This window comes from Bacillus sp. I-2 (assembly GCF_001974945.1).
Classification (GTDB): domain Bacteria; phylum Bacillota; class Bacilli; order Bacillales; family Bacillaceae; genus Bacillus; species Bacillus safensis.
This window is the reverse complement of sequence record NZ_LZRW01000022.1, coordinates 234,338-246,912: the sequence shown is the minus strand read 5'-3', so window position 1 is coordinate 246,912 and position 12,575 is coordinate 234,338. Positions and strand designations below refer to the sequence as shown.

General features: G+C 42.1%; 12 protein-coding genes. 8 read left to right on the top strand and 4 right to left on the bottom strand.

Annotation, left to right across the window (positions count from 1 at the left end; genetic code table 11):
- Positions 1–9: 9 nt before the first annotated feature.
- Positions 10–615 (bottom strand): TetR/AcrR family transcriptional regulator, encoded by a 606-nt coding sequence (locus BAE31_RS07595; protein WP_076840027.1) that lies wholly within the window; start codon positions 613–615, stop codon positions 10–12.
- 89 nt (positions 616–704) lie between these two features.
- Here BAE31_RS07595 and BAE31_RS07590 point away from each other — a divergent pair, with 89 nt between their 5' ends.
- Entirely contained in the window at positions 705–1,253 is a 549-nt protein-coding gene (locus tag BAE31_RS07590; RefSeq protein ID WP_041108485.1) for a hypothetical protein, read from the top strand.
- Between the two features lie 37 nt (positions 1,254–1,290).
- Here the strand turns inward: BAE31_RS07590 and BAE31_RS07585 are convergent, their stop codons facing one another.
- Genes BAE31_RS07585 through BAE31_RS07575 form a run of 3 tightly spaced genes read right to left on the bottom strand, consistent with a single transcriptional unit; the run spans position 1,291 to position 3,858 of the window.
- On the bottom strand, positions 1,291–2,229 hold the full coding sequence (locus BAE31_RS07585) for a metal ABC transporter substrate-binding protein (RefSeq protein ID WP_076840025.1): 939 nt from the start codon (positions 2,227–2,229) through the stop codon (positions 1,291–1,293).
- Between the two features lie 13 nt (positions 2,230–2,242).
- A complete protein-coding gene (locus BAE31_RS07580; protein ID WP_041088259.1) occupies positions 2,243–3,115 on the bottom strand; it encodes a metal ABC transporter permease in 873 nt (290 codons plus the stop codon).
- Positions 3,115–3,858 carry a metal ABC transporter ATP-binding protein gene (locus BAE31_RS07575; protein WP_075611910.1) on the bottom strand — a complete coding sequence of 248 codons (744 nt, stop codon included), beginning with the start codon at positions 3,856–3,858 and terminating at the stop codon, positions 3,115–3,117. The genes BAE31_RS07580 and BAE31_RS07575 overlap by 1 nt, the downstream gene beginning before the upstream one ends.
- 412 nt (positions 3,859–4,270) lie before the next feature.
- Here BAE31_RS07575 and BAE31_RS07570 point away from each other — a divergent pair, with 412 nt between their 5' ends.
- From BAE31_RS07570 to BAE31_RS07540, 7 genes are all read left to right on the top strand, one after another.
- Entirely contained in the window at positions 4,271–6,370 is a 2,100-nt protein-coding gene (locus BAE31_RS07570; RefSeq protein WP_076840023.1) for a heavy metal translocating P-type ATPase, read from the top strand.
- A gap of 139 nt (positions 6,371–6,509) precedes the next feature.
- A complete protein-coding gene (locus tag BAE31_RS07565) occupies positions 6,510–7,196 on the top strand; it encodes a DsbA family protein (RefSeq protein WP_044331353.1) in 687 nt (228 codons plus the stop codon).
- Positions 7,193–7,606 (top strand): disulfide oxidoreductase, encoded by a 414-nt coding sequence (locus BAE31_RS07560; RefSeq protein ID WP_076840021.1) that lies wholly within the window; start codon positions 7,193–7,195, stop codon positions 7,604–7,606. The genes BAE31_RS07565 and BAE31_RS07560 overlap by 4 nt, the downstream gene beginning before the upstream one ends.
- 149 nt (positions 7,607–7,755) lie before the next feature.
- Positions 7,756–8,367 carry a trimeric intracellular cation channel family protein gene (locus tag BAE31_RS07555; protein WP_076840020.1) on the top strand — a complete coding sequence of 204 codons (612 nt, stop codon included), beginning with the start codon at positions 7,756–7,758 and terminating at the stop codon, positions 8,365–8,367.
- 313 nt (positions 8,368–8,680) lie between these two features.
- Positions 8,681–10,696, top strand: coding sequence for a Na+/H+ antiporter (locus tag BAE31_RS07550; RefSeq protein ID WP_076840018.1), 2,016 nt, complete (start codon positions 8,681–8,683; stop codon positions 10,694–10,696).
- 63 nt (positions 10,697–10,759) lie between these two features.
- Positions 10,760–11,629: an ROK family protein gene (locus tag BAE31_RS07545; protein WP_076840016.1), complete on the top strand. Its 870-nt coding sequence runs from the start codon at positions 10,760–10,762 to the stop codon at positions 11,627–11,629.
- A gap of 69 nt (positions 11,630–11,698) precedes the next feature.
- Positions 11,699–12,544 carry an aldo/keto reductase gene (locus BAE31_RS07540; RefSeq protein ID WP_024423460.1) on the top strand — a complete coding sequence of 282 codons (846 nt, stop codon included), beginning with the start codon at positions 11,699–11,701 and terminating at the stop codon, positions 12,542–12,544.
- The last annotated feature ends 31 nt before the right edge of the window (positions 12,545–12,575 follow it).

The following is a 12,575-nucleotide window of genomic DNA, read 5'->3' as shown; positions in this document are numbered from 1 at the left end:
GCTCTCCAATTAAGGAGACATGTCTTTTTTTGTGATGGATTGCAGGTGCATCTGCAATACGGAGCGTATGAGCTGAGGCGGTATACGTTCGGGCTGCACGATTCTATTCAATGCAAGCCCATTGATGACCGCATAAAGCCGCTCGGTTTCTAATAAAAGATCGATATCAGTTAGCAGCAGCCCATCCTCTTTCAATTTTATTAAACAATATTGGACCGTTTGGAAAAGCTCGTCATACATCTTTGCATTGAGCGGCTGTAGATCTGGTTCAGTCAGCGCCTTGACTGTAAAAGCCTGCCACACCTCCATTTCAAATTTTCTTTCTTCATCAAGTGGAAGAACGTGCTCCAACAAAGTGAGGACATTTTCCGCCGTTGAACCGTTTAATGAAAGCCCTGTAATCCGCTCCTTGACTCTTTCCTGAATTAAACTCATAGAGAAGAGAAATAACTCTTGCTGTGTGGAAAAATAATGACGCATAGAGCCGGCTGAAATTCCAGCTTCGACTGCTATTTTTCGTACAGAAGCGTTTTCCAATCCCTCTTGTTTAATCACTCTCATTGCAGCTTGAGCGACCTTTTGTTTTTGTTTATGGTGATCGACGATTTTTGGCATACATCGATTTTAGCATAGCTGTTGTTTTTTTAACACAGATGTGTTATTTTTTATTTAATACAATCGTATTAAAAAAGGATGTGGAGAAATTGGTCGGGTTATTGATTGTGGCATGTGAAATTGGTTTTTGGCTGTTTATTCTAATGGGCTTAACGCTTCGTTATGTGTTTAAACAGAAAAAGTGGGGTGCTTTTTTTCTTGTCTGTACGCCGGTTTTAGATCTCATCCTTCTTGCGGCTACTTATATAGATTTAAGGCAAGGGGCTGTGGCGAGTGTCATTCACGGGCTTGCGGCTGTTTATATTGGTGTGAGCCTTGCCTTCGGACATCAAATGGTGAAATGGGCAGATGCTAGGTTTGCCTATCGATTTGCAGGAGGCCCTAAGCCAAAGGGAAAACCAAAGTACGGTAAGGAGCGGTCTGTGTATGAAATGGTCGGCTGGGCGCGGCATTTCATTTCTTATGTTATTGGAGCGGGGCTGTTATATGGATTAACCTATCTTATCCAAGCGCCAGAGCGGACGGAAGCGCTGATGCAGCTTGTCAATACATGGGGGATGATCTTAACTATTGATTTCATCATTAGCATCAGCTACGTCATTTGGCCGAAAAAACATCCGGAAAATATAACAGGCTGACAAAAAAGACAGGCGGATTCACTCCACCTGTCTTTTCTTATGATGACAACCCTTTGTAAATGGTGTCAATATTCCATTTCATCATCTTATAGTAGCTGTCTCCATCTTCACCTTTTTTTCCTATAGAGTCAGTGAAGACTTTCCCTTTGATTGGAACCCCGGTTTCCTCAGAGAGGCTTTCAAGGCTTCGTTTATCAACGCTTGTTTCAAGAAAGAGAGCAGGAACTTGATGATCTTTGACAAAATGAATGATGCGCTTCATTTGTCCTGGTGTTCCTTCACTTTCTGTGTTGATCTCCCAAATGTAGCCGGCTTTCAGTCCATACGCCTCTGCAAAATACTTGAATGCTCCTTCACTTGTGACTAGGAGCTTTTTGTCTTTTGGCAGCTGATCAAACTTGTCTTTTGCTTCATCATGAAGAGCTTGAAGCTTTTTGATATAGGCTTCTGCATTTTTTTCGTAATCCTCTTTATGCTCAGGGTCCGCTTGAATGAGCGCATCTCGGGCATTTTGGGCATAAAGGATCCCATTTTCAACATTCAGCCATGCGTGGGGGTCCTGCTGGCTTTCGAGCCCTTTTGAAGACAAATGCTTCACTTTGACGCCTTTACTCAGCTCGGCTACAGGTGCATCATCCCCGTTCTTGCCGCTCGATTCAAGCAGCTTTTGAAACCAGCCGTTTCCTGTTTCAAGGTTCAAGCCATTATATAGAACAAGGTCTGCATCCGTCGTATACTGTACATCCTTTGGCAGTGGGTCAAATTCGTGTGGGTCTGTACCAATGGGAACAATGCTGTGAATAGAGACATGCTGCCCGCCTACTTCCTTCACAATGTCATAAAGAATGGAGTAGGTCGTGACAACTTTTAATGTGCCGTCATCTTTACCGGAATTACTTTGCTGGGTCGAACAGCCTGCGATGATCATAAGGGCAATGAATACTGCGGTCAAACGGATTGCGAATACCTTCTTCATATATGTCCTCCTTTTACATAGACGCTTCCTTTTTTAAGTGTGTTCGTTTTCGTTTAGATTTTAATGATCTCCATAGAATGCCTTGCTTTGGTGAAAAGATAAAGGCACTGCCGAATAAAATGGTGGCGACCAGCACGATGGAAGCACCAGACGATAAGTTATACGTAAAGCTAAGCCCTAGCCCGATGACAGCAGAAACAGCACCGAAAAAAGCAGATAAATAAATCATGATCCAGAGCCGGTCTGTCAAGAGATAAGCGGTGGCTGCCGGCGTGATCAGCATGGCAACGACAAGAATAATCCCAACGGTTTGCAGTGATGCAACGGTTACAAGGGTCAATAAGGTCATGAGAAAATAATGAATCATACGATTCGGCAAACCGTAAACTGAAGAAATCACCGGATCAAATGAACTAATGAGCAGTTCCTTGTAGAAAACGATAACGGCTAGCAAAATAAAAATGCCGATGCCAAGTGTAATCCACATATCAGATGATCGAACAGCTAGTACGTTTCCAAATAGAATATGATAGAGATCACTTGAACTTTTCAAAAATGTGATCAAAATAATCCCGATTGAGAAAAAGGCTGTAAAGACAATGCCGATGGCTGAATCATTTTTTATGCGGCTGTTTTGACTCACGTAACCGATCCCAATCGCTGTTAATACGCCAGTTAAAACGGCACCGAAGAAAAAGTTAATTCCAAGCATATAGGAGATGGCGACACCTGGCAGTACGGCGTGTGAAATGGCGTCTCCCATCAGGGCCATGCCGCGTAAAATGATAAAGCAGCCGATAACGCCGCAAATGATGCCTACCATAACGGATGTAAATAGCGCTTTTTGTAAAAAAGCATATTCAAAGAGTCCGGTTAAAAATTCCATTACACGTCTCCTCCTGCTGATTTTAAGAATGGCAGCTGTGTTTCATATGCTTCCAGCATGATCTCTGGGCGAAGGATGTCGTGTACAGGCCCTGCTTTGATGAGTTTTTTATTTAACAGAACAAGATGGCTGAAATAATCATCCGCCTTACTCAAATCGTGATGGACAACCAAAATGGTTTTCCCTTCATCTCGTAATTCCTTCAAAATGCGCATCATCGTTTCTTCACTTGCCATATCAATCCCGACAAACGGTTCATCCAAACAGAAGAGCTGTGCGTTTTGAGCAAGAGCCCTTGCAAGGAAGACACGCTGCTGCTGCCCGCCGGATAACTCACCGATTTGTCTTTTGGCAAAGTCCTGCATCCCGACTTTTTCTAAACAGTGATACGCATACGCCCGGTCTTCTTTTTTTGGACGTTTGATTAGTCCGAGCTTCGGATATGTTCCAAGTAGTACGGTATCCAGTACATGAATGGGAAACGTCCAATCTAAATCATTTCTCTGCGGTACATAGGCGATCTGTTTTCTCACTTGTTTAAAGGGCTGTTCAAAAAAACGGATATCCCCTTGGTCTTTTTCAATTAAATCTAAACATGCCTTGAGTAACGTCGATTTACCAGCACCATTTGGACCGATGATTCCTGTCATTGTCCCTTCCTGTATGGAAAGAGAGACGTTCTCTAATGCATCCTGTCCGTGATATGAGACATGAAGACGGTCGATTGTTAAAGCATTTGACATCTCTTGCGGCCCCTTTCAATCATGATTGCACTTCCTAAAGATATATGCATAAAATAAATAATTTTGACTAGAGGATGAAATGATTCTCTAATGCTAATTTGTTTCCTTAGGGAAACTTTTATTTTATTCTAAGCGTCTGTCCTTCTTTTGTAAAGAGAAAAACTGAAAATGATCGTTTTTATGTTATGCGGGGAGCAGGGGACATGAGCTTGATTTATTGAAAATCCGTATGACAGAATCGGACACAAAAAAACAATGATTTCTTCATAAATGATTGACAGAAGACAAGAACTCCTCATATAATAAAGGTAATCCAATATATGAATATATGCTCATATATAAAGTTTTTGATTTTTAATAGGTTTCATTGATCCAGGGAACGTTACTTATCATATAGAAAAAAGGTGAGAACATGAAAAAAATGAAGGATGAATACGTATTAAACGGTCTTGATTGTGGAAACTGTGCACGTAAAATTGAAACAGGTGTCAGCAAAATGGATGGCGTTGAAGCTTGTTCCGTTAATTTTGCGACAGGGACATTGACTGTCACACATGCAGATAAGCAAGAAACGATGTCAAAACGTATTGAAAAAACGGTTCAATCCATCGAACCTCATGTGAGTGTATCACCAAAAGAAGAAGGACATCATCACGATCATGATCATGGGACAAAGAATTTAAAAGCGATTGTGCTGAAATTAATTGGCGGTGCAGTCATTGGAACAGCAGCTTATTTTATACCAGAAGATGGCTTGCTGAAATTTATCATGTTTTTCGCAGCGTATTTACTAGTCGGCGGCGATGTGGTTTTTAAAGCGCTGAAAAATATCGTGCGCGGCCAAGTATTTGATGAAAACTTCTTAATGACCATTGCAACAGCTGGCGCTTTTGTCATTCAGCAATATCCAGAGGCACTGGCAGTGATGCTGTTTTACCAAATTGGAGAGCTGTTCCAAGGGGCAGCAGTGAATCGTTCAAGACGATCCATTAGTGAATTAATGAATATTCGCCCTGAATATGCAAATCTCAAAGTAGGAAATGAAACAAAAAAAGTGAAGCCGGAAGGAGTAAAAGTCGGTGACCGTATCGTCGTAAAACCGGGCGAAAAAATTCCACTTGATGGTCTCGTCATTGAAGGCTTTTCACTCGTGGATACCTCTGCATTAACAGGTGAGTCTGTGCCGCGGGATGTAGAAGCAGGGAAAGAAGTTCTTGCAGGATTTGTGAATCAAAACGGTATTCTTGAAATTGAAGTGCAAAAAGGGCTAAGCGAATCAGCAGTGACGAAAATTTTAGATTTGGTTGAGAATGCGAGCAGCCGAAAAGCACAGACAGAAAACTTTATCACAAAGTTTGCAAAATACTATACACCGGCTGTCGTTGTATTAGCATTGCTGCTTGCCTTTGTGCCGCCGCTTCTCATTCCATCAGCTCAATTGTCTGACTGGGTTTACCGGGCACTCGTTTTCCTAGTGATTTCTTGTCCTTGTGCGCTTGTCGTGTCCATCCCATTAGGATTCTTCGGGGGAATTGGGGCAGCTTCTAAACGAGGTATCCTTGTAAAAGGAAGTAACTATCTAGAAGCACTAAACTCTGTGAGCTATGCTGTATTTGATAAGACGGGCACACTCACAAAAGGGAACTTTACGGTGACCAATATCGTGACAACGAGCGACAAGTGGTCAGAAGAAGAGCTGCTTTCTTTTGCAGCTTTAGCAGAAGCCCACTCCTCACATCCGATTGCTGAATCGATTAAAGCGGCATATGGTTCGCCGCTTGATGAAAGCAAGATCGAAGCATATGAAGATATTGCGGGACATGGAATTAAAGCAACCATCAGTGGTTCCCAAGTGTTAGCGGGTAATCATCGCTTGATGGAACGAGAAGGCATTTCATATGAAAAAGAAAAACGAAGCGGAACGGTTGTGTACATGGCCATTAACGGTGAGTTTGCTGGATCGATCTTGATTGCAGATGAATTAAAGGATGATGCAATTGAAGCGGTCTCAGCTCTAAAAGCATCTGGCATTCAAACAGTCATGCTGACTGGTGATGCCAAGCAAGTTGGAACAGCGGTCGCCCAGCAAATTGGCATTGATGAAGTACATGCCGAATTATTGCCGCAGGATAAAGTAACGAAATTAGAAGAAATTGATCAGAAAAAAGCGCCTCAAGAAAAATTATTATTTGTTGGGGACGGCATTAATGATACACCGGTATTAGCAAGAGCAGACATAGGAATTGCGATGGGCGGACTTGGTTCAGATGCAGCGGTAGAAGCGGCTGATATCGTCATTATGACAGACCAGCCGTCAAAAGTAGCAGAAGCCATCGCTGTCGCTAAACGAACAAGAAGAATTGTATGGCAGAATATTGCATTTGCTCTTGGGGTTAAAGGGGTTTTCCTATTACTCGGAGCATTTGGTATTGCAACCATGTGGGAAGCTGTCTTCTCGGATGTCGGTGTGACTGTACTCGCTGTTTTAAATGCCATGAGGGTAATGAAATAAAATTGTTAGGAAAAATTCATGAATACCATCTTTCATAATGAATCCCCTCTTGTTAAAATAGAAGAAGTTGGATAATGGCATTGTTCTAAGCTATTATCCTTTCTTTTGAAGGAATGAAAAAGATAAGGTAGGTGCTTATGTGAGTAAAAAAAATAATCAATCATCATCCATTAAATTTGCTGTCATTTTAACCATTATCGCAGCTCTTCTCATCGGATTATTCGTCGTCATTGGAAATAACAACAGCAAAGAAGCACAAACGGTTGACAGTAAGCCTTCTATTAAAGGACAGCCTGTCATGGGAGATAAAAACGCAGCCGTACAAATCGTCGAGTTTGGGGATTATAAATGTCCATCATGTAAATCATTTGAAACAGACATTTTCCCAAAGCTGAAAGCGGACTACATAGATAAAGGTGATGTATCATTTTCGTTTATTAACTTACCACTTCCTGTTCATGGAGATGGCGCAGTGCTGGCAGCACTAGCTTCTGAAGAAGTGTGGAAAGAAGATCCGAAAAACTTTTGGGCATTTCATGAAGCTGTCTATCAAGCACAGCCAGATAGTGAAGCCGAATGGGTCACGCCTGCTAAGCTGACGGAGCTAGCGAAAAAGACAACAAAAATAGATACGGACAAGCTTAAAGATAACCTATCAAAGAAAACATATCAGCCGCAGCTGAACACAGACGATCAGCTTGTGAACCAATATAAAGTGAATGCAACACCAACTCTTTTCATTAACAATAAACAAGTCGAAAACTTTTATGACTATGATGAAATCAAAGAATTAATTGATCAAGAGCTCAAAGGGAAAAAATCATGAGGAATAAGCTTGTTTACTTATACAGTGCTTGGATCGTTTCTATCGTTGCGACGATGAGCAGCCTGTATTTAAGTGAAGTAAAGAAGTTTATCCCATGCGATATGTGCTGGTTTCAGCGCATTTTCATGTACCCGTTCGTGCTTTTACTTGGAATTGCGACATTCAGAGGCGATGTGAAAGTGAAATATTACGTTCTGCCTTTGGCTGTGATTGGCGCTTGTTTTTCTATCTATCATTATATGGAACAAAAGATACCTGGCTTTGCATCGATTCGCCCTTGCCTGAGCGGTATTCCTTGTTCCGTTGATTATTTGAACTGGTTTGGTTTTATCACCATTCCGCTACTAGCCCTTATTGCATTTATTCTCATCATCATTAGTATGCTGCTGTTAAATGCAAAAGAAGATTGAAAGAGATAGCCTGCTTATAAGCGGGCTATTTTTTATTTTTGCAAAAAGATAAAATTTAAAGAAAATTTGTATTGCTTTTCACCTGTGTCAGATATACATTAAGGGAGTAGTGTTAGATGATCAGATAAAGGTAAGGAGATAAGCGGAAAATGGCATGGGAAGTCTTAAGTATCATTGGCATTGTCGCATTCGCTATTAGTGGTGCGATTGTGGCAATGGAGGAAGAGTACGATATTCTTGGGGTGTACATTTTAGGGATTGTGACAGCATTTGGCGGTGGAGCGATTCGGAATTTATTAATTGGTCTGCCGGTGTCTGCTTTATGGTCACAGGGCAAAATGTTTACGATTGCCCTTGTATCCATTACGATTGTGTTTCTTTTTCCAAAGCTTTTGCTCAAGCACTGGAGCACATGGGGAAATTTCTCGGATGCAATCGGTTTAGCAGCGTTTGCGATTCAAGGCGCATTATTTGCTGTGCAAAGAGAGCTCCCGCTCAGTGCAATTATTGTGGCAGCCATTTTGACTGGAAGCGGCGGCGGAATTGTGCGTGATTTATTAGCAGGACGAAAGCCGCTTGTGCTAAAAGCAGAGATTTACGCCGTATGGGCAGCCCTTGGTGGCTTATTCGTTGGACTCGGCTTAGCGCAAGGCGAGCTTGCTTTATATCTGCTGTTTGTCATCCTCGTCGTATGCAGGGTTTGTTCCTACTTATTCAAATGGCGCCTTCCCGCCAGGTCTTATTTTTTAAATAAAGGGTAAAACGAAAAAGGGCGATTCCGCTCTTTTTTTTGTGTTTAATAAGAGCTGAAAATCAGCAGATGATGGAGTTTTCGTGTAAAATAAAAGCAGGGTCTTTTGTTCATCATTTGAACAATACATATGATGAAAATTTTGTCAGCTGGCTGAATATCTAGATTCAGCCTTTTTTTGCCTAGATGGATTGTTATGTGTTGGTTTCACTTTTTGCGGAATACTAAAGAAGCACTTCTGAGCGGACGGATGGATGAAATGAACACATCTTTGCATGTAAGCAAAACTTGACGAAAAATATACATAGGAGGGACATGTACTAGTGGAGATTTTTTTGGCAGTGCTCGTACTACTGGCACTCATTGCAGCATCTAATATTATCAATCGTTTTGTCCCCTTTATTCCCGTTCCGTTAATTCAAGTGGGCTTAGGAATATTGGTGGCAGCTTTTCCTTCAGGTTTACATATTTCTTTAAATCCTGAACTCTTCTTCGTTCTATTTATTGCGCCGCTGTTATTTAATGACGGGAAGCGTACCCCAAGGGATGAGCTATGGAAATTAAGAGCACCGATTCTTCTTTTAGCGCTTGGTTTAGTGTTTGCGACCGTCATTGTAGCGGGATATACCATTCATTGGATGATTCCAAGCATACCGCTTCCAGCCGCATTTGCGCTTGCAGCGATTTTATCACCGACAGATGTGGTGGCAGTAAGTGCTTTATCCAGCCGTGTGAATATGCCAAAGGGCATCATGAGACTGCTGGAAGGCGAAGGGCTGATGAACGATGCATCAGGACTTGTCGCCTTTAAATTTGCCATTGCCGCAACGGTGACGGGAGCCTTTTCAATTGCTCAGGCATCCTTTAGTTTTGTACTGATTGCAGCAGGCGGGTTATTGACTGGATTTATTCTATCCTTTTTTATCATTCGTTTTCGCTATTTCCTCCGCCGTTTAGGAATGGACGATGTCACAATGCATATCATCCTGCAAATCCTTACACCATTTGTGATTTATTTAGCAGCGGAAGAAATCGGTGTATCCGGCATTTTAGCCGTTGTGGCTGGCGGTGTGACTCATGCCATTGAGCAAGATCGAATGGAAGCAAATTTAGCCAAACTGCAAATTGCTTCATCAAACACATGGAATATTATTTTATTTATTTTAAACGGACTTGTTTTCGTCATACTTGGACTGCAGATTCCGGATGTTTCCACGGTCATTTTCCAGGATGAAGCCTTTAATAATATGCAGGTCATTAGTTACATCTTAATCATTACGCTATGTCTCATGGTACTGAGATTTTTATGGGTATGGCTGTTCTGGGCAGGTAACTGGAGTGTAACGAAAAAACAGAATGTGAAAAAACCAAAGCTGCGGGCTTCGATGCTGATGACATTCTCTGGTGTCCGCGGGGCTGTGACATTGGCCGGTGCCTTCTCCATTCCATTTACGCTTGCCGATGGATCACCATTTCCTGAGCGGCACTTGATTATTTTCCTCGCAGCAGGCGTCATCTTATGTACACTCATTTTAGCCAGTGTGTTACTGCCTCTTTTATCTGAGAAAAAAGACAAACAAATCGACGTGGACTTGGATACTAAGATTCAGCATGCAAAACGGAAGCTGCTGAGAAGTGCTATTAAAACGTTAAAAGAAGGGATGAATGAGGACAACAGGGAAGTATCCCTTGCACTCATCAATGATTACCGAATGAAGCTAAGAAATATCCAGCGTGAACCATACCAATTCGGAATGAGAAAACAAGAGCGAAAAATCAGACTGCACGGCATCAAAGCAGAACAGATGAAACTTCAACAATTAATCGATGAAGAGAAAATTGACAAGGAAGAAGCCTATGAGCTGCAAGAGAGATTTCATGAGCTGGAAATGCTGTATTCAAACTCCTTCAAAATCCGTTTTTCAAAGGTGAAGTTTCTGCGCTTGCTTCAATGGCTGCAATTATGGCGGCCGAATCAGCACATTTCAAGCGGCATTTTAGAAAACGAGGAATCGTACAAACAAATCCGTAAGAAAACCGCTGAAGCTGCAGTAAATTCGATCAAACATCATATGACAGATGAAAACCAGCAAACGTGCCACCAAGTGATTGGTTTTTACAACCAAGTGATTTACCGCTGTGAACACGGTCCAAGCTTCTTCCAGCAAAAAGACCGTTCATTTGACCGGAAGAAAAAAGAGCTTAACTTCCAAGCTGTACAGACGATTCGAAATGAAATTCAAACCTTATATGAAGATGGTGAGATCAACCGGGATATTGCCCATCATTTAAGGGAGTATATCAATGATATGGAGGCTGTTCTGCTCACCAATACGTGATGTTGTCATCTTCTCCCCCATGTTTTATGATGAAGAAAGAGAACGAGCAGGGGGAGATCAATGATGGCGTATTATGGAGCAATTGAAGCTGGGGGTACAAAATTTTGTTGTGCAATCGGCAATGAGCATGGAGACATCTTAGAGGAAATGACGATTCCGACAAAGCACCCAGAGAAAACAATACAGCAGCTTATTCCATTTTTTAAGCAGCATGACATTGCAGCATTAGGGGTTGGCTCCTTTGGACCCATTTGTGTTCAAAAGGATGATCCTTCATACGGTTATATCATGAACACGCCGAAAGTGGAGTGGAAGCATTATCCGTTCATTCCTGAGCTTGAGAAGCAATTAGGTGTCCCAGTATCCTTTACAACAGATGTCAATGCCGCAGCACTAGGTGAATTAACAAAAGGGGCAGCCAAAGGGCTAAGCAGCTGTTTGTATATCACGGTCGGTACAGGCATTGGTGCGGGAGCTGTTGTGAAAAATGAGCTTCTACACGGCCATTCACATCCTGAGATGGGACATATCCTAATCAGACAGGATGAATCAGATCCGTTTGCAGGTGTCTGTCCGGCACATGGAAATTGCTTAGAAGGGCTGGCAGCTGGACCAGCGATTGAGAAAAGGTGGGGGAAACCTGCCAAAGAGCTTACGCAGGAAGAAGCGGTTTGGGCACTTGAAGCGGATTATTTAGCGCAGGCGCTTATGCAGTACTCACTCATTTTAAGCCCAGAGCGCATCATCATGGGCGGAGGCGTCATGAAGCAAAAGCAGCTATTCCCACTCATTCGAGAGAAGCTGGCTGCTTATGTCAATGATTATGTGGATCTGCCGCCGCTTGATACATACATTGTCTCCCCCGGGCTTGAGGACAAGGCTGGCATGACAGGTGCGCTGCTCTTAGCCATCGAAGCGAAGAGAAACGCCTGATAATAGAGTTTTGAAGCACAACATGAGATAATGAAAGAGATGGAATCTATAAAAAAGGTGGTTGTTAAAATGGTCAAAAGCTTGAATGATACCGTAACATTGAATAACGGAGTCGAAATGCCTTGGTTTGGTTTAGGTGTATTCAAAGTGGAGGACGGCAATCAAGTGGTAGATGCCGTAAAAGCAGCCATACGAAACGGATATCGCAGCATTGATACGGCAGCTGTTTATAAAAATGAGACAGGCGTAGGAAAAGCGATTAAAGAATCTGGCGTGAAACGAGAAGACTTATTTATCACATCTAAAGTATGGAACACAGATCAAGGCTATGAAAAAGCGCTTGAAGCGTTTGACGCAAGCTTAAACCGATTAGGTCTTGATTACTTAGACCTCTATTTGATTCATTGGCCTGGACCAAATGCAGATACATTTAAAGACACATGGCGCGCACTTGAGAAGCTTTATAAAGATGGGAAAGTCAGAGCCATTGGAGTCAGCAATTTCTACATTCAGCATTTAGAAGAGCTGTTAAAAGATGCTGAGGTTGTTCCAGCTGTGAACCAAGTTGAATTTCATCCGAAACTGACACTTGTTGAACTGCGTCAATATGCAAAGGAAAAAGGCATTCAAATTGAGGCATGGTCTCCGCTGATGCAAGGGAAGCTATTAGATCATGACGTATTGAAAGACATTGCTGCACGCTACAACAAATCTGTTGCTCAAGTCATCTTGCGCTGGGATCTGCAAAGCGGTGTCGTGACAATTCCTAAATCAATCAATGAAGAACGCATTAAACAAAATGCAGACATCTTTGACTTCGAGCTTTCCAAAGAAGACATGGAAAAAATCGATGCATTAAACAATAACGAACGCGTCGGCTCAAATCCAGAGACGATGACGGTTGGGTTTGAATAAATAATAAAATCCTCTTTCTTATATGAGAAAG